Below are 19,541 nucleotides of genomic sequence, written 5' to 3'. Positions count from 1 at the left end.
CGGGACGTCTCGGGCGTCAGCCCGCGATCGCCGCGCCCTCCAGCCCGGCGCCGGGGATGGCGGCGAGCAGGTCGCGCGTGTACTGCTGGCGCGGGTTGTCGAAGACCTCGTCCGTGCTGGCCTGCTCGACGACCTTGCCCGTCTGCATCACGACCACCGAGTCGGCGATCTGCCGCACCACCGCGAGGTCGTGCGTGATGAACAGGTACGACAGCCCCAGCTCGTCCTGCAGGTTCCCGAGGAGCTCCAGGATCTGGGCCTGGACGAGCACGTCGAGGGCCGACACGGCCTCGTCGAGCACGACGACCTCGGGGCGCAGCGCGAGCGCCCGCGCGATGGCGATGCGCTGCCGCTGGCCGCCAGACAGCTCGTTCGGGAAGCGCCGCATCGCCGACTGGGGCAGCGCCACCATGTCGAGGAGCTCGCGCACCCGCTTCTCGCGCTCCTTCTTGCCGCCGACCTTGTGGAGCGCCAGCGGCTCCTCGATCGACCGGAAGATGGAGAACGTCGGGTCCAGCGAGCCGTACGGGTTCTGGAACACCGGCTGGATGCGCCGGCGGAACGCGAAGGCCTCCTTGGGCGACTGCTTCGCGATGTCCACGCCGTCGAACTCCACCACGCCCGACGTCGGGTCGAGCAGGCCGAGCACCATGTTGGCCGCCGTGGACTTGCCGGAGCCCGACTCCCCCACCAGCGCCAGCGTGTGCCCGCGCTTGAGCGTGAAGCTCACGTCGTCGACGGCCTTGAAGTCCGTCGACGACCCCGGGCGACCCCCGCGGATGGTGAAGACCTTCGTGAGGTTCTTCGCCACGATGATGTCGCCCTGCGCCGCCTTGCCCGCCGGGCGCAGGGGCACCGTCGCCTCGAGGTCGGGCGCCAGCAGCTCGTCGGACTCCTGGCCCTGCTCGTGCGCCACCTGGATGCGGCGCGAGGCGAGCGACGGCGCGGAGGCGACGAGGCGCTTGGTGTACGGGTGCTGCGGGTTCGCGAGGATCTGCCGGGCGGGGCCGGACTCGACGACGCGGCCCTTGAACATCACCACGAGGTGCTCGGCGCGCTCGGCGGCCAGGCCCAGGTCGTGGGTGATGAACAGGACGGCGGTACCGAGCTCCTGCGTGAGCACCTCGAGGTGGTCGAGGATCTGCCGCTGCACCGTGACGTCGAGGGCCGACGTCGGCTCGTCCGCGATGAGCAGCTTCGGCCGCGAGGCGAGCCCGATCGCGATGAGCGAGCGCTGGCGCATGCCGCCGGAGAACTCGTGCGGGAACTGGCGCGCGCGACGCTCGGCGTCCGGCAGGCCGGCCTCCTGGAGCAGGCCGGCGACGCGCTCCTTGCGCTCGCGCTTGCCCCCCTCGAAGCCGTTGGCCTTGAGGGCCTCCTCGATCTGGGTGCCGATGCGCCACACCGGGTTGAGGTTGGACATCGGGTCCTGCGGCACGAGGCCGATGTCCCGGCCGCGCATCGCCTCGATCTCCGTGCGGGGCAGGCCCACGATCTCGCGGCCGTCGAACTTGATGCTGCCGCCGGTCACCTTGCCGGTGCCGGGCAGCAGGTCGATCACGGCGTGCGCGGTGGTCGACTTGCCCGAGCCGGACTCGCCGACGATCGCGACCGACTGGCCGGGGTACACGGTGATGTCGGCGCCGCGGACGGCGTGCACCACGCCCTCGGAGGTCGAGAACGACACCTGGAGGTCGCTGATCTCGAGGAGCGGCTTGTCGGTGCCCGCCTCGTAGCTGCGTCCGGCGCCCTCACCGACGGGCTGGTTGCCGTTGGTCACTGGGAACTGTGTCGTCATCGCTTCCGTGCCTTCGGGTCGAGGGCGTCGCGCACGACGTCGCCCATCATGATGAAGCCCAGCACCGTGACGGCCAGGCCCGCGGCCGGGTAGAAGAGGATCTCCGGGGCCTGGCGGATCGCCCGCTGGGCCTGCGAGATGTCCCCGCCCCACGACACGGTGCTGGGCGGCAGGCCGATGCCGAGGAAGCTCAGGGTCGCCTCGGCGACGATGAACGTGCCCAGCGCGACCGTGGCGTACACGATGATCGGTGCGGCCGAGTTCGGCAGCACGTGCCGCAGCAGGATCTTGCCGCGCCCCATGCCGAGGGACTGGGCGGCGGTGACGAACTCGTTGTTCTTCACGGACATCACGGTGCCGCGGGTGATGCGGGCGATCGACGTCCAGCCGAAGGACGCGAGCACGAGGGCGACCGTGAAGCTGGTCCGGTTGGTGGTGATCGACATGATGACGATGGCGGCCAGCACCAGCGGGATCGCGAAGAAGATGTCGGTGAGGCGCGACAGGATGACGTCGAACCAGCCGGAGAAGTAGCCGGCGACGGCGCCCATGATGGTGCCGATCACCACGACCATCGCCGTCGACATCACGCCGACGAGGACCGACGCGCGGGCGCCGTAGATGGTGCGCGCGTAGATGTCGCAGCCCTGCTTGTCGTACCCGAACGGGTGACCGGGCTCCGGGCCGGCGAGCGACTTGGCCAGCTCGCAGTCGAAGCGCGGGTGCACGGACGTGAACCAGCTGGGGAACGCCGCCACCAGGACGACGAGCAGGATGATCGCGGCCGCGACCCAGAACATCGGGCGGCGGCGCATCTGGCGCCACGCCTCGCGCCACAGGCTGGCCGGCGCCGCGTCCACCTTGACCGCGTCGACGGCGCCCAGGCCGCCCTCGTCGACCTCGGCGGCGAAGTGCTCCTGCCCGGGGCGCGGTCGCCGCCCACCGGGCACGGTCTCGTAACGGTTCTCAGGCATAACGGATCCTCGGGTCGAGGGCGGCGTAGAGGAGGTCGACGAGCAGGTTCGCCAGGATGTAGACGATGACCAGCACGGTCGTGAGCGAGACGACGGTGACGTTCTCGCCGCGGATGATCGCCTGGTAGAGCGTCCCCCCGACGCCGTTGATGTTGAAGATGCCCTCCGTCACGATGGCGCCGCCCATGAGGTTGCCGAGGTCGGCGCCCAGGAACGTGACGACGGGGATGAGCGAGTTGCGCAGCACGTGGCGGCCCGTGACCTGCGAGCGGCGCAGACCCTTGGCCCGCGCCGTGCGGACGTAGTCGGCGCTGAGGTTCTCCGCGACCGACGTGCGGGTCAGGCGTATCACGTACGCGAACGACGTCGCCGCCAGCACGATCGCCGGTAGCAGCAGGCTGTAGAAGTTCGGGTCTCGACCGACCGTCACGGGGAACCAGCCGAGCTTGACGCCCATGACGAACTGCAGCACGAAGCCGATGACGAAGGTCGGCACGGAGATGACGAGCAGGCTGAGCACCAGCACGGTGCCGTCGAACCAGCCGCCCTTGCGCATGCCGGCGAAGAGGCCGAAGAGGACGCCGAACACGGCCTCGATGACGAGCGCCATGATCGCGAGCTGGAAGGTGACCGGCAGCGCCGCGCCGATGACGTGGATGATCTCCTGGCCGCGGAAGTCGATGCCGAAGTCCAGGGTGAAGACGCCCTTGAGGAAGAGCAGGTACTGCACGATGAACGGTTCGTTCAGGTTGTACTGCTCGCGGATCTGGGCCTGCACGGCCTCGGGGAGGCCGCGCTCACCGCCCAGGCCGGCGACCGGGTCACCCGGGCGCAGGAACACGAGTGCGTAGAGCAGGAGCGTCGCCCCCAGGAACACAGGGATCACCTGTAGGAGCCTGCGTCCGAGATACCAGAGCATGTGTGTTGTCTCCTCGTTCGCCCCGGGGTTCCCAGGGCCACGGGTTCAAGTTACGGGCCTCGTTGCCAGGACGGTTGCCACGATAGGCGGCCAGGACAGGAACGGGGGCAGGGTGCGCCTCCGTGGCGCACCCCGCCCTCCGCACATGGATAGCCGGCCGCGAACCTACCGGACGCGGCCGGCTATCACCGAATCGGGCGTCAGCCCTGCTTCGTGATCTGGTACAGGATCGGGTCGCTGTCCCAGCCGAACGTGACGTTGTCGACGTCCTCGCCGTAGCCACCGGTCGCGTTCTGGTACCACAGCGGGATGCCCGGCATGTCACCGAAGAGGATGGTCTGCGCCTCCTGGTAGGCCTTGATCGCCGCCTTGGGGTCGGTCGCGCCGTTGCCCTCCTTCAGCTTGGCGTCGAACTCCTTGTTCGAGTAGCCCATGTCGTTCGAGCCCGCGCCCGTGCCGTAGATCGGCCCGAGGAAGTTGCTCAGCGCCGGGTAGTCGGCCTGCCAGCCACCGCGGAAGAGGCCCTTGATCTGCTCGTTGTCACGCGCGTCGAGGAACTCGTCGAACGTGGCGTACGGGTCGAACTCGCACCCGATGCCGAGCGTGCTGCGCACGTTGTTGCAGACGGCGTCCACCCAGGTCTGGTGGTCGGAGTCGGCGTTCGAGGCGATCTGCAGCGTGAAGTCGGCGCCCACCGGGTCCTCGGACTCGGCCTGGGCCCAGAGCTTCTTGGCCTCGTCGGGGTTGTACTCGAGCACCTCGTTGCCCGGGACCTTGTCGGACCAGCCGTCGATGACCGGCGACGTGAAGTCCTTCGCCGGCGTGCGGGTGCCGTTGTAGATCGTCTCGGTGATCTGGTCGCGGTCGATCGCCATGGAGATGGCCTTGCGGCGCAGCACGCCGGCGTCGCCCTGGAACTCCTTGACGTACTCCGGGATGTTCACGACCTGGATGACGGCCGCCGGCTGGTTGATCGCGCGGTCGCCCAGGTCCTGCTCGAAGTTCGCGAAGGCCGACGACGGCACGTTCTTCACGATGTCGAGCTGACCGCCCAGGAGGTCGTTGTAGGCCGTGTCCTCCTCGGTGTAGGCGACCAGGTCGGCGCCACCGTTCTGCGCCTTGCGCTCACCCTGGTAGTCCTCGTTCGGGCGCAGCTCGATGACCTCGTTGTGCGTCCAGTTCTCGACCTTGTACGGGCCGTTGCCGATCGGCTTGTCGGCGAACGCGTCCGGGTCGTCGAAGAAGGCCTCCGGGAGCGGCATGAACGCCGAGTAGCCCAGGCGGATCGGGAAGTCCGACTCGGGCTGGCTGAGCTTGACCGTGAACTCGGTGTCGCTGACGACCTTGAGGCCGCTCATCGTCTCCGAGGCGGGCTTCGCGCCCTTCTTCGGGTTGCCGTCCTTGTCCAGCTGGTCCTCGGTGAGGTTCACGTCCGCGAAGCCCTCGATGGGCTCGAAGAAGTAGCTGAGGTTCTGGGCGTTGGGGCCGTACGCGCCGTAGTTCCAGGCGTCGACGTAGCTCTGCGCCGTCACGGGCGTGCCGTCGGTGAACTTCCAGCCGTCCTTGATGGTGATCGTGAACGTCTGGTTGTCGTCGGAGTCGATGGACTCCGCCATGTCGTTGTGCGTCTTGCCGTCGGCGTCGTAGTAGACCAGGCCGGCGAAGATGTTCGAGATCGCGATCGAGCCGTTGGTCTCGTTCGTCATCGTGGGGATGAGCGGGTTCTGCGGCTCGCCGTTCTGCACGGTGATGATCCCGCTGCTCGAGCCGTCGCCCGACGCCTCCGGGTTGTCGCCCGAGCCGCCACCGCACGCGGACAGCAGCAGGGCCGAGGCGAGGGTGAAGGCCCCGATGCCTGCAAGTCGTCGTCGAGGTGTCACGTGTCCTCCTGAGTTGGGTCGCTCACCGGCGGGGATCACCCCTCGGTGAGGTGCAGGCGCGTGTGCCCGCGCACTGCACTGTGCGCGGGTGAGCCTAGTCACCGTTCAGGGCCCGGACATACCCTTCGCCCCCTTTGCACCCGGAACCGTGACCAATCCGGTATCTGGGCGCAACCTCCGGGACACCACCGGCGCCCGGGCCCCCCGGCCGTCATACCGTCACCAACCGGCCGTCTCGCACCACCAGCACGCGGTCGGCCATGGCCACCAGCTCCGGGTCGTGGGTCGCGACGACGGCGGCCACGCCCCGCGAGTGCACCAGGTCGCGCAGCAGCGCCATGACGCGCGCCGCGGTGGCCGAGTCGAGCTGGCCCGTCGGCTCGTCGGCGAGCAGCACCCGCGGCCGGGCGACCAGCGCGCGCGCCACGCCCACGCGCTGCTGCTGGCCCCCCGACAGCTCGTACGGGCGCTGCTCGGCGTGGTCCGCGAGCCCGACGGCCTCGAGGGCCTCGGCGACCCGGGCCGCCCGCTCGGCGGCGTCGAGCCGCGCCAGGCGCAGGGGTACCTCGACGTTCTCGGCCGCCGACAGCACCGGGACCAGCCCGAACGACTGGAACACGAACCCGATCTCCGTGCGGCGCACCGCGTGCAGCTCGTCCTCGCCGAGCCCGCCCAGCTCTCGCTCGACGGCGCCCGGGCCGCCGTCCACGGCCGGGTCGGCGCCGAGGTGCACCGTGCCCGTCGTCGGCCGATCGAGACCGCCGAGCAGGTGCAGCAGCGTGGACTTGCCCGAGCCGGACGGCCCGACGACCACGACGAGCTCGCCGGCGCCCACCTCGACGGACACGTCCTCGAGCGCCCGCACCTGCCCCGCGCCGCTGCCGTAGACGCGCGAGACGCCCACCGCGCGCAGCACCGCCGTCGTCGTGGTGCTCATCGCCCCTCCCCCGGTCGTCCGTGCGCCTGTCCGTCCGGCCGCGCGCGCCGCCCGTCGGGCCGGACCTCGACGCGGTCGGGCTCCAGCGCCAGCCGCACGCGGTCGCGCAGGTCCAGGGCGCTGACGAAGTCCTGCGGCAGCTGCAGGCGCCCCACGCGGTCCAGCACGGCGAACTCCTCCGCGACGTGCCGCTGCGCGCCGTGCTCGTCGACCTCCGTGCGGCGCAGCACCTCCGTGGACGTGCGGCCGTCGCGGATCTGCACCGTCCGCGCGACGTGCTCCGACACGGCCGGGTCGTGCGTGACGATCAGCGTCGTGACGCCGGTGGCGGCGTTCACGCCGCGGAGCGCCTCGAGCACCTCCACGCTGGTCGCCTCGTCGAGCTCGCCGGTGGGCTCGTCCGCCAGCAGCACCCGCGGCGAGCCCGCCACGGCGACCGCGATCGCGACCCGCTGCTGCTGCCCGCCCGACATCTGCGTCGGCAGGCGGTCGGCCACGTGCCCGACCTCGAGCAGCTCGAGCAGCTCCGTCACGCGGGCGGCCCGCCCCGCCCGCGAGCCCGAGCGCGCGATCTCGAGCGGCACCCGGACGTTCTCGGCCGCCGTCAGGTAGGGCAGCAGGTTCCGGCCGGTCTGCTGCCACACGAACCCGACGGTGGCGCGCTGGTAGCGCACGCGGTCGCGCCGCGACATCGCCAGCAGGTCCGTGCCCGCGACCACGGCCGAGCCCGCCGTCGGCAGGTCCATGCCGGACAGGATGTTGAGCAGCGTCGACTTGCCCGAGCCGGACGCCCCCACGACCGCCACCAGCTCGCCGCGGTCCACGGTGAGGTCGAGCCCCTGGAGCGCCTGCACCTCGATGCCGTCCGTGGCGAAGATGCGCACCAGCCCACGGCAGCGGATCTCGTCCGCCGCCCCTGTGCCGTCCTCGTTCATTCCGCCGCCTCTCTCAGTCGTTCCGCTGTCCTGCCGCGACGCCCGGCGACGACGGCCACGGCGGCGCCCGCCGCGACCGTCGCGCCGAACCCGAGCACCCCCACGACCACGAGCACGGGGTCGACCGTGAGCGCCGGCTGCGGGCCGCCGCCGGTCAGCGAGGTGAGGTCCACCCGGGACCGCAGCAGCGCGGGGACAGCCGTCCCCACCAGCGCCCCGACGACCAGCGCGGCGAGCGCCCACGGCGCCACCTCCCACGCCACCAGGCCCCGCGACTCGGAGCGTCGCAGCCCCATCGACCGCAGCACGGCGAGCAGGCGGTCGCGGTCCGGGGCCGCCAGCACCAGGGTGAGCGCGACGGTGAGCGCCACCAGCACCCCCGCCAGCGCGACCGAGACCCGCGCGCCGGCCGCGATCCCCTCCGCGGCCGGAGACTCGAGCAGCGCGGCGGCCGCCGACGTGCGGTCGTCGACGTCGGCGCCCGGCACCGCGGCGCGCACGGCCGCGGCGACCCGTGCCGGGTCCGCGCCGTCGTCCAGCGCGACCAGGGCCGTGTGCGGCTCGGTCGGCATGTCGAGCGGCCCCGCGAGGACCCCGGAGTCGAGCACGATCGTCGACGGCGCGTCACTCACCCCGGGCACCTGGTCCGCCGCCCCCGCCACCGCGACGTCGACGGTCTCGTCCTGCAGGTCGAGGACGAGCCCGGAGGTTCCCGCCGCGACGCCGGGGACCCGCAGCGCCAGGAGCGGCAGGGCGCCGTCGGCGGCCGGGCGGTCCAGCGCCGCGACGCCGGCCGGCGCGTCGGGCACGTCCTCCTGCACCGCGGCGAGCGCCGCGCCGTCCACGGCCAGCACCTGCACCGAGCGCGTGTGCCCGTCGGGCCAGGTCAGGTGGCCCGTCTCGGTCACCCGGGCCGTGGTCGCGACGGCCGCGACGCCGTCCACGGCGCGCAGGGCCGCCACGTCCTGCTCGGACAGCGCGGGCCCCGAGACCCGCAGGTCGGCGCCGAGCCGGACGTGCGCCTGGCGCGCGACGCCGGCGTCCACGGTGGACAGCAGCACGGCGGAGGTCGCGCCGACGGAGACCGCGAGCACCAGGGCGAGCGCCGGCACGACCCCGCCGGCGGGGGCACGGGTCGCCCGCGCGGCGCCCAGGAACGGCACGAGGTCGCGGCGCCGGGACAGCAGCCGCTCGAGGCCGCGGGCCAGGACCGGGACCACCCGCACCGCGACCAGCGCCGCCGCGACGGCCACCAGCAGCGGCGTCGCCGCGACCAGCGGGTCGACCCCACCGTCGCCTGCACCCCCGACGACGCCCCGGCGTGCGAGGAGGAAGGCCGCCAGCGCCGCGACGCCGACCACCGCGAGCTCCGCCGTCCGGCGCCAGCGCCCGCCCGTGCCCGCGGCGAGGTCGCGCCGCTCGGCGCGCAGGGAGCGCGGCACCGTCACGGCGGCGGCCGCCACGGCGGGGGCCAGCGCCGCCGCCGCGGCCCACAGCAGCTGGGTCCCGGTCACGGCACCGGGCCGGACCAGCAGGCCCAGCAGCACGCCGAGAGCGGCCGCCGGCACGCTGACCGCGAGCCCCTCGGCCGCCGTCAGCAGGCGCAGCCGGGCCCCGGTCGCGCCGCGGGCGAGCAGCACGGCGAGCGCCGAGCGACGGCGCTCCACGACGAGCCGCGCCGCCAGCACCATGACCGCCCCGAGCGCCCCGAGCGGCCCCACGACCAGCACGGCGAGGAGCGCGTCGGTCGTCACGCGCTCGCGCATCAGCGCGTCGAGCACGTCCGACAGGCCGGTGCGCGCCTGGAGCGTGACCGGGTCGTCCGGCCGCACCTCGAGCGTGGCGTGCGTGAGCCCGCGGACCTGGTCGGCCAGGGCGGCGACGTCGTCGGACCCGATGCCCTCGACGGTCACCGGGTACCAGAGCTCGGTCTGCGCCTCCCGGAAGGTGAGGGGGAAGATCATCGCCGGGTCGACGTACACGGCCGCCGTCGCGACGGTCGCGCCGCCTGGGGTCGTGCTCACCTGGGCGTCGCGGGCGAACGGCTGGTGGTACCAGGTGGTCGCGTCGGGGTCGACCGGTGCGGTGAGGCCGACGACCCGCAGCGGCGGGAACTTCCACACGTCGACGTCGTAGGTGCCGCCGAGCTCCCACCCGAGCGTCCGGGCGGCCGAGCGGGACACGACCACCTGCACCGGCTCGCTGCCCTCGGGGCCGTTGTAGGTGCTGAGCACCGGCGTCGCCGCGGGCCACTCGCCCTCCACCAGCCGCAGGTCCTGGGTCATGCGCGCCGACGCCCGCATCACGACCTTCGGCTGCTCGATCCCGGAGCCCGGCACCTGCTCGGTCGTCGTCTCCCGCGAGGAGACGGCGAACGACGGCTCGCCGACGACGCCGCGCAGCGGCGCCGGCAGGTCGGCGCGCACGCGCTCCAGGCCGGCGAGGTACTCGTCCCACGCGGGCTCCGGCGGGACCGCCGGGGCGGCCGCGGGCTCGGTGCCGAGCACGTCGGTGTCCGACACGCCCCCGCCGGGTACCAGCGACGCCCGGGAGCTGATGTCCCGGCGCTGGGGCGACAGCTGCTCGGTGGCGTAGGTGACCTGCTCCGAGCGCATCTCGCCGATCGCCCGGGTGGCGGCCGTGGCGACGCCCGCCGCGAGAACGGTCACGATCGCCAGGACGAGCGCGCTCCCCCACGCGGTGCGCAGGTGCCGGCGCAGCAGCAGCCACAGCATCAGCGCACCTCCTCCCGGTAGCCGCCGTCGCGGGCCTGGGCGGCGACCACGGCCCGCACCGCGAGCGCGACCGCCGCCAGCCCCGCGACGAGCAGGAGGCCGGGCACGAGCGCCGACCACGGCGCGAGCTCCGTGGTCGGCGTCGGGACCACCGCGAACCCGGTGAGCGTGGCCGCCGCGAGGCCGGGCACCGTCGCCGCCGCCAGCGCCCACCCGGCCAGGACCCCCACGACCAGCGCCGCGGCCGTCACGACGACCAGCTCCACCGCCCGGCTCGCCCCCTGTGCCCGGGGCGGCACGCCGACGGCGCGGAGCACCGCGACCTCGCCGCGCCGCTCCCGCACGGAGGCGAGGCTCACCGCGCCCACCCCGACCAGGGCGAGCAGCACGGCCGCGAGTGCCGCGACGGCGAACGCCCGCCGTACCGGCGCGGCGGCATCGGCGCCCTGGGCCCCGGTCGACGTCGCGACCTGCGACTCGGCGCCCGCCCGCGCCGCCAGGCCCTGGGCAGCTGCGGCGAGCCGGTCGACGTCGCCCCGGTCCGCACCCGGGACGGCGCGCACCCAGGTCTCCTCGGCCGCGGGGACGGGGCGACCCGTGCGCAGCGAGGCCGCCTGCAGCTCGCCGAGCCCGACCATGGCCGCGGCGGGGTACAGGGAGCCGGGCACGACGTCGACCACGCCGACGACGCGCACGGGCAGGCGGCCGGTGTCGAGGGGGAGCTCCGTGACCCCGCCGGTCGTGACGTCCAGCCGCCCGGCCAGGTCCCGGGAGAGCACGGCCGGGACGTCGTCGCGCCGGGCGGCCGGGACGACCCGGATCGCCGGCGGGCGGGCCTGGTCGACCGTGGCGACCAGGGTCGGCCCGGCACCCGGGGCGTCGGGGCTCGGGGTGTCGGGGCTCGGGGTGCCTGGGCTCGGGATGCTTGGGCTCGCGGCCGGGTCGCCGCCCGCGGGCGACCAGCCGACGCTCCCGAGGTCGACCGCCGAGGTGGCGCCGCCGTCGGCCGTCGCGACGGCCTCGTCCACGGAGAGCCGCAGCGTCATGGCTCCGCCGTCTGCGCCCGGCGGCTGCGCCTCGAACCCGGCGACGGTCCAGGCGCCCGGCGCGCCCTCGGCCGCGGGGGGCGCGGGCGGCACGTCGCCCCGGAGCTCGACGACGCCGTGCGCGGTGTCCCCATCGGGGGCGACCGGCGTCGTGGCGACCGCGGCGAGCTGCCCGTCGGCGTCCGCGAGCCAGACGGTGAGCGGGACGGTCGCCAGGTCGGCGCCGGCCCCCTCCTCGGTGCCCGCGTCGGCGAGGCCTCCGGAGACGTCCAGGACGAGGCCGCTCGTGCCGACCGGCAGCCTCGGGCTGCCGGCGTACGGTCCGGGACCCCGCAGCGCCCCGGCGATCTCCTCGGCCTCCCCCTGGCCGCCCGGGACGAGCGCCACGGAGGCGATCCGCTCGGTGGGGATCCCGGTGGTCGTCACGGTCTCGCCGTCCACGTCGCCCTCCACCACCCGCACCGGGGCGGCGGCCGCCGCCCCCGGGAGCTCCTCGTACGCCGCGACCGGCCCGGGTGACGCGCCGTCGACGACGACCCGCACGTCGCTGCCGGCCGCGACGCCGGCGGCCGCCGCCCGCAGGTGCTGCCCGGTCCCGGCGTACGCCGACGCGAGCACCACGCTCCCCGCGGCGACCACCACCAGGACCACGGGCACCGCGGCGACCGCCAGCCGCCGCGCCACCTGCCGCGCGGCGAGCACGCGCGTGCCCGGCCCGCGCGCCGCGACCGCCGCCCAGGCACGCGACACCGGACCGAGCAGCGCGACGGCGCCGGCCGCCGCGGCGGCGAGCACGAGGGCGGGCGCCGCCGCGGCCGACGGGTCGGTCTGCCCGCCGTCGGGCGTCGGGACGAGGGGGGAGCCGTAGCGGCGCAGCAGCCACGTCGTGACACCGGCCGCCGCGAGCACCAGCACGACGGTCCCCCACGTGGCCGCCCGCCGCGCCCGGCCCGACGTGTCCGCGACCCGCGCCGCGGCGACCGCCCGGGCCTGGGCGCCGCCGACCGCGACCAGCACGAGCAGGGCGCCCAGCGCCGTCGCGACGGCCGACGGCACCAGGGCGTCGGCCAGGACGCGCCCGGCGGCGCCCTGCGCGACGAGCACCCCGCCCGCGGCGGCGGCGCCGGCCAGGGCGCCGGCCCCGACGACCAGCCCCGCCTCCGCCGCCCCGGCCGCCGTGAGCTGGGCGGGCGACGTCCCGCGCGAGACCAGCAGGCGCACCTCGCCCGCGCGCGTGGCGGCGAGCAGGCGGGCCACCTGGGCCACCGCGACCACGCCCGCCAGGGCCAGCACCAGCATCGGGACGAGGGCCACGGCCGCCGCGGCCCCGGCCGCCGCGTCGGCGGCCTCCGCCCGCTCCCCCAGGTCCCCGGTCACCGTCGCGCCGCGCACCGCGACGGCGTCGTCGGCGAGCACGGCCTCCAGGAGCGCGTCGGAGCCGTCGGCGAGGACGCTCAGGTCCGCGACGTCGGTGGCGGCGACGTCCGGCGTCAGCGTCCAGCGCACGAACGGGTCGTCCGAGTCGGCGTCGGGCACCTCCTCGCGGTCGAGGTCGTAGGTCGTGCCCGCGAACAGCGCGTCGACGTCGCGCCGCAGCGCCGCGTCCTGCGCGGCGGCGTCCTCGGGAGGTGCGAGGCGGGTGGTCACCTGGACCACGCCCGGTGCCCCGCCGCGGGTCAGCCCGTCCTGGACGACGCGCGTCTCGCCGACGCGGACCGTCCCGACGGCGGTGCCCAGCGCCGCCGCGAGCGTGGCGACCAGCAGCGCCACGAGCACCAGCAGCCCGCGGTGCGCGCCCGCGCGGCGCACCAGCAGCCGGGCGCGGCTCATCGGCGCCGGCCGAGCGTCGTCAGCGTCGTCAGCGTCGTCAGCGTCGTCAGCGTCGTCAGCGTCGTCATGGCGTCGTCACGGCGTCGTCACGGGCGGTGCCCCCGCTTCTCGTTGCCGCGCCGGTAGTTCCCGGTCGCGCGGGCCAGGAGCTCCTGGTCGGTGGCGGGGTCGTGGCCGAGCAGCGCGGCCAGCCGGGCGGCGCGCGCCCCGGCGAGGGTGGCGACCGGCCGCCCGCCGCGGGTCACCAGCACCGTGCCGTCCTTCGTGACCCGGTGCTCGAACGGGTCGTCCTCGAGGCCCACGTCGCCGCCCTCAGCGCCGCCACTCGTACGGCGTCGTGGTGGACACCTTGACCAGGCCGGAACGCTCCAGGATGGGGCGCGAGAACTCCGTCGAGTCGCTGTGCAGGTAGACCTTGCCGCGCTCGACGGCGGACCGGGCGCGCGCCGCGGTCAGCGCGCGGTAGATCCCGCGGCCCCGCCACTCGGGCCGGGTCGAGCCGCCCCACAGCCCGGCGAACTCGGTCCCGGCGACGGGCTCGAGGCGGCCCGCGCTGATCACCTCGCCGCCCGCCTCCGCGACCCACAGCTCCATGTCGGGGTCGCGCTCCTGGCGCCGCAAGATCTGCTCGGCGTGCCCGGACGTGGCCGGGTCGTCCCCGAAGACCTCGTCGGCCATCGCGGACATCGCGCGCACGTCCGCCTCCGCGGTGATCCGGCGCAGGGACACGCCGTCCGGCAGCGGGACGTCCGCGACGAGGAGCCGCGCATCGCCGATCATGATCGACTCGGGCTCCTGGGGTACGAACCCGTGGTCGACCAGGGCCTCGTGCAGGCCCGGCGCGACGTCGTGCCCGCGCGTCTTCCACTCGGCGCTCGAGATCGCCTCGTCGTCGCGGAAGTGCGCGAGCGCCGCGGCGACGAGCCCGCGGACCGTCGCGGCGTCGGCGCCGCCGAGGTCGCGGTAGGTGACGAAGCCCCGCCCGCCGGCGAAGGCGACGAGCCGCAGCGGCCCGAGGCGCGTCACGGCGACGGCGCCCGGCGTCTCGGCGTCGGTGCGGAGCTGGTCGTCGTAGGCGGCGAGGAGGCCCGCGACGTCGACGTCGGCGGCAGGTGAGTTCACGGCGGACACCCTTCCAGAGCGCGGCACGCGGGGCAACGGTTTTCACCGTGGCGTACCGACCCGTCACGTCCTTGCTCCGGTGCGCCCGTGGGGGCGGGCGTCGTCAGCCGGCGGCCAGGTCGTCCCAGACCACGAAGACGGACCCGTCGTCGATCTCGGCGCCCGCCGCGCGGTAGGTGGCGAGCGCCGCGGCGTTGTCCGCCTCCGTGCCGGTCCACATCCCGCGGCACCCGCGCGCCAGGGCGACCTCGCGCAGCGCGGCGAGCAGGGCCGTCGCCACCCCCTGCCGGCGCCACCCGTCGTCCACGGCCAGCTCGTACAGGAACAGCTCCGCGTCCTTGTCCGGGTGCCGCATCTCGACCCCCGACACGAACCCGACGTCGCGCCCGTCGGCCGAGCGCGCCAGCAGCACGACGTGGCCCGGGCGTCCCAGCGTGTCCTCCGCGCCGTCCGGCGAGACCGGGTGGTCGAAGAGGTGCGAGGCCGCGACGAGCTCGGCCGGGTCCGTGACCTGGGTGACCGTCCAGTCCGCCATCCCGTCATCCTCGCCGGAGGCGGAGCTCGCAGCCACGCGGACGACGGACGGATGTCACGGACAACCGTCGGGACCCCTCCCTTCCCACCATGACCGCGCAGACGATGCAGGCGGCGCAGGCCGTCACGGCGCTGCTGCCGAGCGCTCCCGCGCTGCTCGGCTTCCTGGGTGCGTCCCTCGCGACGCTGGCCGTCCCGGGCCCCTCGGTCGTGTACGTCGTCGCGCGCGCCAGCGCCCACGGCCGGCGGGCCGGCCTGTACTCGATGGCCGGCCTGGAGACGGGAGCCGCGCTGCACGTGGTGGCCGCGGCGGCCGGGCTCGCCGCGTTGCTGGCGCGGTCGCCCGCGCTGTTCGACGCGGTGCGGTGGAGCGGCGCCGCCTACCTGGTGTGGCTCGGCGTGCGCGAGCTGCACGCCGCTCGGGCGCGGGCCGTGTCCGCGGGCGACGCCACCGGCGAGGACGCCGCCCCGACGGCGCCGCGACGCTGGCGGCTCTTCGCCGACGGCGTCCTGGTCGACGTCCTCAACCCCAAGACGGCGCTGTTCTTCCTGGCCTTCCTCCCCCAGTTCGCCGACCCGGCCCGTGGCGCCGTCGCGCCGCAGCTGGCCCTTCTCGGCGGCGCCTTCGTCGGCCTCGCGGCGCTCGTCGACTCCTCGTACGCGCTGCTCGCCGACCGGATGTCGTGGCGGCTGCGCGCGTCCGAGCGTGCCCGACGGCGGCTGAGCCGCGCCGCCGGCGGGATCTACCTGGCGCTCGCCGGCGCCGCGGTCGTCGTATGACCGCGGTGGCTGCGACCGACGCCGGGTCGAGACACGAGCTCAGGGACGTGGGCTCGGCGGCGCTGAGTTCAGCCCCGTCAGACCCTCGCTCGCGGCCATCCAGACCGCGAACGTCACGACGCCCGCCTCGAACGCCACGAGCCGCCGGTCCCAGCGCCGGCCCGGGCCTGCCGCCGCCCGCAGGAGCGCGAGCCCGCCGGCGAGGTTGGCCGCACCCCACGCCAGGTTGACCAGCGGGGACGACTCGCGGCCCGCCAGCGGGGTGAGGTGCTCCCGCCCCGTCGCGGCCGACGCCAGGTGCGGGGCGCTGTTGCCCACGAGGAGGCCACCGACGAACGCGGCGACGTGGCGGCCACGCGTCGGGGGCACGGAGGGTGGGATCGTCATCTCGCCGAGGTTCCCAGCGAGGTCTGCGGCGCGCAAGGCGGCGGGCAGCGGGGGCGCTGAGTGCTCGGGGTCAGAGGTGCCGGGCGACGACGGCGCGGCGGAACCGCCAGCCGCGGCGGTCCGCCTCGACCAGGAGGCGCAGCAGCAGGCCGCCGACGAGGAGCCCGCCCACCAGGTCGCTGATCCAGTGCCAGCCGAGGTAGTAGGAGACGGCCACCGCGTTGAGCGAGACGAGCCCGACGCCGAGCCGCAGGATCGTCATCGTGCGCGCGGACGCGTTGGTCCAGCGCCCGACGAGGTAGACCGCCGTGCCGTAGATCAGCACCGCCTCGGCGGCGTGCCCCGACGGGAAGCTGATGCCGCTCCAGCCGAGCTGGCGCAGGCCGCCGCCGAACAGGTCGGCGTCGTCGGTGGTGGGCGCCGGCCGCGCCAGCACCACCTTGAGCAGGCCCACTCCCCCGTAGAACGCGAGCTCGGCCATGGCCGCGCACCACAGCGGGCGCCACGTGCGGTGCCGCCACGACAGGGTGGCCGCCACGGCCAGGAGGACGGGCAGGCAGACCGCCTGGCCGGCGATCGGGTCGAGCACGTGCTGGATGAAGGGCTGCAGGCCGGGGGTGAGCTTCTGCGCCCAGTGCCCGTGCGCGGCCTCGTCCATCCCCTGCAGCGGACCCGCCGCCAGCAGCGTCACGACGACCAGTCCCGCCAGGAGCGCCGGCGCCGACGTGAGGCGCGCGAGCTGTTCGTCGGGCCGGCCGCCGCGCCCCGCCCGGGTGCGCGGGCGCGAGCCGTCGAGGGCGCGCGCGGGCGCGGTGGGAGCCTGGAGCAACATCGCGGACCAGCGTAAGCAGCCCACCTGGGCATCGCCTGTCGCGTCCACCCCGAACGATCGTCTCGGCGGGACCGGCCCACGCCTCAGGGGCGCCGCCCCAGCCGGTTGACCTGCACCGATACCCGGTAGGGGTGGTCACCCGGCGCACGGGTGTGGCGTCCCGCACGTTCCCGACACCGGGCGCGTCGCGGTCAGTCGCGCGGTGCGAGCGCCTCGGTGAGCCACCGGTTGCGGGTGCGCAGCAGCCGGGTCAGGTACCCGGTGAGCACGACCCGGTCCACCAGCCGACCCAGCACCCCCGCGGGCGACGTGTACTCGACCGTGTCCGTCATCCGGGTGCCGCCGGGCACCTCCTCGAACCGGTGCTCGTGCCACCAGCGGCGGAACGGGCCGGCCACCTGCTCGTCGACGAAACGGTGCGGCGTGTCGTGGGCGCTGATGCGTGACGTCATGCGGAACGGGACGCCGAAGTGTCGCGCGCGCCACGTCACCGTGTCACCCGGGCCCATGACGCCCGACGTCACACCCGCCACCGCTCGCTCCCCCGACCGGCGCATCGACGCCGTGTGCGCGTCCACCGACAGGCTGGCGTCGAAGCACGCCTGGGCGGACGCCGGGATCTCGGTGGTCAGCACGATCGTCGGCACCGGGCGATCGTAGGCCCGGCGCGCCCGGTCGCCGTCACACGCGTGGGAGGGGCAGCCCGGGGGGCACGCCGTCGCGGCTGCCGCCGTAGGCGCGCATGGCGACGGTCCGCCGCTCGAAGTAGTCACCGACGCGCGCGCCCGCCGCCGCGGGCACGCCGACGTCGTCCAGCGCCTGACGGAAGAGCCGGACGCACGCCTCGTCGAGGTCCGCGTGCTCCCCGTTGCCTGCGTGCATCCGCTGCACCTTCGTCTCGTCCCCGTAGCCGCCCGTGTACAGCCGCGGGCCGCCGAGCGCCTCCGTCAGGTAGGCGGCGAGGCGTTCGTCGTGCTGCGGGTGCAGTGTGCCGTGCGAGAACGGGTGCGCCGCGACAGGGTCCGCCAGGCACAGCGCGTTCCACCGGCGGCACACCGCGAGCAGGACGTCGAAGCCCCCGACGTCGTCGTAGAGGGTCATGCCGTCCAGTATCGAACGATTTCACGCGCAGGCCTCGGGCCGAGTACCTCTAGTCCGGGTCTCCGGGGATCGAGCCCGGCGGCGGGCCGGGGCTCTTGGGCTCGTCGAGGGGATCGGGCGACGGCGTCGACGTCTCTTCATGAGCAGGCGGGCCGGGGCTCTTGGGCTCCTCGAGCGAGTCGGGCGACGGCGTCGACGTCTCTTCATGAGCCGGCGGGCCGGGACTCTTGGGCTCCTCGAGGGGATCGTCGGAGCGACGTGCGCCCGGACGGGCGGGATTGCCGGGGCTCGCCGGTTCGGTGGGAGGGGATTTCTCTGGGCCGCTCACGACGTCTCTCCTTCGGTGGTGGAGTGCGAGCTACGCATCGACCTTGATCGTCGCGCGGGGTGGCTGTGGTCGCACCAGGTGGCGACCCGGCCCGACCTCGGTGGCGACGGCGGTCGGGGCTTCGCCACGGTCGCGGCATGACGATCACACCCGCTCATCACGCCCGATCCGCCTCTCGGCCGAGCGCGCCGAGGAACGCCAGGGCGCGCTGCAGGACGAGGCCGGCGGCCTGCGCGTCGTGGCCAGAGAGCGAGGAGTCGGCGAACAGGTGCGCCGTGCCCGAGTAGAGGAAGAGCTCCGCCGTCGGGGTCGAGTCCGCCAGCGCACGAGCGGACTCCAGGTCCTCCGCGAACCACTCGTCGTCCAGGCCGCCGTGGATCTGGACCGGCAGCCCCTCCGGCCAGGCGCCGAACTCCTCGACGGGGAGGCACGCATCGAGGAAGAGCGCGCCGACGGCGCCCGGCCGCGTCTGGGCGAGCCTCTGCGCCGGCATGACGCCCATCGAGAAGCCCGCGTAGACGAGATCCGCGGGGAGGTCGTCCGCGGCGGCGGCGCCCCGGGCCAGCACCGTGTCGAACCCGAGCTCCTGGGCGTGGGCGACACCGGTCTCGACGTCGTCGAAGGTCCGGCCGTCGAACAGGTCGGGCACGTGCACGACGTGCCCCGACGCGGCGAGCTCGTCGGCGAAGGCCCGGATCCCCGGCGTCAGGCCCTGGGAATGGTGGAACAGGATGATCTCGGCCATGACGTCTCCACAATGAACCAGAAACTTCGAACGTTCCAGAACGTTAGTATCGTCGACCATGGACGGCAAGACCCCCGACTACGAGCTCGCGGACCGGATCGCGCTGACCAGTCCCGACCAGGTCCGCGCCCTGGGCAACCCGCTCCGCACCACGATCCTCGGCCTGCTCCACGAGCGTGCGGCGAGCGTCACCGAGCTCGCCGGCGCGGTGGGTCGCCCCAAGAGCACGGTCGCCCACCACGTCAAGGTGCTCGCCGACGCCGGCCTCCTGCGCGTCGTCAGGACGCGCCGGGTCCGCGCCGTCGAGGAGGCCTTCTACGGGCGCACCGCGCGGCTGTTCCACGTCTCCCTCGAAGGCTCTGCCGACGGGGCCGACGACGGCGGCAGGCCGCTGGACTTCAACGACTTCGAGGTGGCGGCCCGCGAGTCCCGGCCCGCGTTCCTCGACGGAGAGCTGTGGGGCTTCCTGCGGCACGCGCGGATCGACGAGGCGCAGAAGCGGGAGTTCTGGGAGCGCATGGCGGCCCTCGTGGAGGAGTTCGACGCCCTCCCCCGCCGTGGCGACGTCGTGCACGGGTTCGCCGTTGGCGTCTACCCGGTGGCGGACTACCCGCGCCTCCCGCCGTCGGAGGACGTCCGCTGACCCGTCGTCCGTCGC

At 74.8% G+C, this 19,541-nt stretch carries 18 protein-coding genes; 2 read left to right on the top strand and 16 right to left on the bottom strand.

Annotated features, from left to right (window positions below):
* Window positions 1–16: 16 nt before the first annotated feature.
* The 11 genes from AAG589_RS08305 to AAG589_RS08255 all read right to left on the bottom strand — a co-directional run bounded on the left by AAG589_RS08305 (window position 17) and on the right by AAG589_RS08255 (window position 14,711).
* Entirely contained in the window at window positions 17–1,798 is a 1,782-nt protein-coding gene (locus tag AAG589_RS08305) for an ABC transporter ATP-binding protein (RefSeq protein WP_430566772.1), read from the bottom strand.
* Window positions 1,795–2,772, bottom strand: coding sequence for an ABC transporter permease (locus AAG589_RS08300; protein WP_430566771.1), 978 nt, complete (start codon window positions 2,770–2,772; stop codon window positions 1,795–1,797). The genes AAG589_RS08305 and AAG589_RS08300 overlap by 4 nt, the downstream gene beginning before the upstream one ends.
* Window positions 2,765–3,691, bottom strand: a complete 927-nt coding sequence (locus AAG589_RS08295) for an ABC transporter permease (RefSeq protein WP_430566770.1) — start codon at window positions 3,689–3,691, stop codon at window positions 2,765–2,767. Before AAG589_RS08295 ends, AAG589_RS08300 begins: the two co-directional genes overlap by 8 nt.
* Before the next feature lie 200 nt (window positions 3,692–3,891).
* Entirely contained in the window at window positions 3,892–5,571 is a 1,680-nt protein-coding gene (locus tag AAG589_RS08290; RefSeq protein WP_430566769.1) for a peptide ABC transporter substrate-binding protein, read from the bottom strand.
* A gap of 211 nt (window positions 5,572–5,782) precedes the next feature.
* On the bottom strand, window positions 5,783–6,508 hold the full coding sequence (locus tag AAG589_RS08285; protein ID WP_430566768.1) for an ABC transporter ATP-binding protein: 726 nt from the start codon (window positions 6,506–6,508) through the stop codon (window positions 5,783–5,785).
* A complete protein-coding gene (locus AAG589_RS08280) occupies window positions 6,505–7,443 on the bottom strand; it encodes an ABC transporter ATP-binding protein (RefSeq protein WP_430566767.1) in 939 nt (312 codons plus the stop codon). Before AAG589_RS08280 ends, AAG589_RS08285 begins: the two co-directional genes overlap by 4 nt.
* On the bottom strand, window positions 7,440–10,178 hold the full coding sequence (locus AAG589_RS08275; protein ID WP_430566766.1) for an FtsX-like permease family protein: 2,739 nt from the start codon (window positions 10,176–10,178) through the stop codon (window positions 7,440–7,442). The genes AAG589_RS08280 and AAG589_RS08275 overlap by 4 nt, the downstream gene beginning before the upstream one ends.
* A complete protein-coding gene (locus AAG589_RS08270) occupies window positions 10,178–13,054 on the bottom strand; it encodes an FtsX-like permease family protein (protein ID WP_430566765.1) in 2,877 nt (958 codons plus the stop codon). The genes AAG589_RS08275 and AAG589_RS08270 overlap by 1 nt, the downstream gene beginning before the upstream one ends.
* Before the next feature lie 86 nt (window positions 13,055–13,140).
* Window positions 13,141–13,356, bottom strand: coding sequence for a hypothetical protein (locus AAG589_RS08265; RefSeq protein ID WP_430566764.1), 216 nt, complete (start codon window positions 13,354–13,356; stop codon window positions 13,141–13,143).
* A 10-nt stretch (window positions 13,357–13,366) separates the two neighbouring features.
* Window positions 13,367–14,176 carry a GNAT family N-acetyltransferase gene (locus AAG589_RS08260; RefSeq protein ID WP_430566763.1) on the bottom strand — a complete coding sequence of 270 codons (810 nt, stop codon included), beginning with the start codon at window positions 14,174–14,176 and terminating at the stop codon, window positions 13,367–13,369.
* 103 nt (window positions 14,177–14,279) lie between these two features.
* The gene (locus tag AAG589_RS08255; protein ID WP_430566762.1) at window positions 14,280–14,711 is read right to left on the bottom strand and encodes a GNAT family N-acetyltransferase; all 432 of its coding nucleotides are present in this window, start codon (window positions 14,709–14,711) and stop codon (window positions 14,280–14,282) included.
* A gap of 89 nt (window positions 14,712–14,800) precedes the next feature.
* Between AAG589_RS08255 and AAG589_RS08250 the strand changes: the two genes are divergently transcribed.
* On the top strand, window positions 14,801–15,490 hold the full coding sequence (locus AAG589_RS08250) for a LysE family translocator (protein WP_430566761.1): 690 nt from the start codon (window positions 14,801–14,803) through the stop codon (window positions 15,488–15,490).
* Between the two features lie 39 nt (window positions 15,491–15,529).
* Here the strand turns inward: AAG589_RS08250 and AAG589_RS08245 are convergent, their stop codons facing one another.
* The 5 genes from AAG589_RS08245 to AAG589_RS08225 all read right to left on the bottom strand — a co-directional run bounded on the left by AAG589_RS08245 (window position 15,530) and on the right by AAG589_RS08225 (window position 18,883).
* Entirely contained in the window at window positions 15,530–15,877 is a 348-nt protein-coding gene (locus tag AAG589_RS08245) for a hypothetical protein (protein WP_430566760.1), read from the bottom strand.
* 70 nt (window positions 15,878–15,947) lie between these two features.
* Window positions 15,948–16,709 (bottom strand): phosphatase PAP2 family protein, encoded by a 762-nt coding sequence (locus tag AAG589_RS08240; protein ID WP_430566759.1) that lies wholly within the window; start codon window positions 16,707–16,709, stop codon window positions 15,948–15,950.
* Window positions 16,710–16,900: 191 nt separating this feature from the next.
* Window positions 16,901–17,356, bottom strand: a complete 456-nt coding sequence (locus tag AAG589_RS08235; protein ID WP_430566758.1) for an SRPBCC family protein — start codon at window positions 17,354–17,356, stop codon at window positions 16,901–16,903.
* Between the two features lie 34 nt (window positions 17,357–17,390).
* Entirely contained in the window at window positions 17,391–17,810 is a 420-nt protein-coding gene (locus AAG589_RS08230) for a globin domain-containing protein (protein WP_430566757.1), read from the bottom strand.
* A gap of 485 nt (window positions 17,811–18,295) precedes the next feature.
* Complete coding sequence (locus AAG589_RS08225; protein WP_430566756.1) at window positions 18,296–18,883, bottom strand: dienelactone hydrolase family protein; 588 nt, start codon at window positions 18,881–18,883, stop codon at window positions 18,296–18,298.
* 58 nt (window positions 18,884–18,941) lie between these two features.
* On the opposite strand from AAG589_RS08225, the gene AAG589_RS08220 reads away from it, so the two are divergent.
* Entirely contained in the window at window positions 18,942–19,526 is a 585-nt protein-coding gene (locus AAG589_RS08220; protein WP_430566755.1) for an ArsR/SmtB family transcription factor, read from the top strand.
* Window positions 19,527–19,541: the final 15 nt, after the last annotated feature.

The organism is Isoptericola sp. F-RaC21 (genome assembly GCF_038593535.1).
GTDB lineage: Bacteria > Actinomycetota > Actinomycetes > Actinomycetales > Cellulomonadaceae > Isoptericola.
This window is presented reverse-complemented; position numbering and strand designations above follow the sequence as displayed.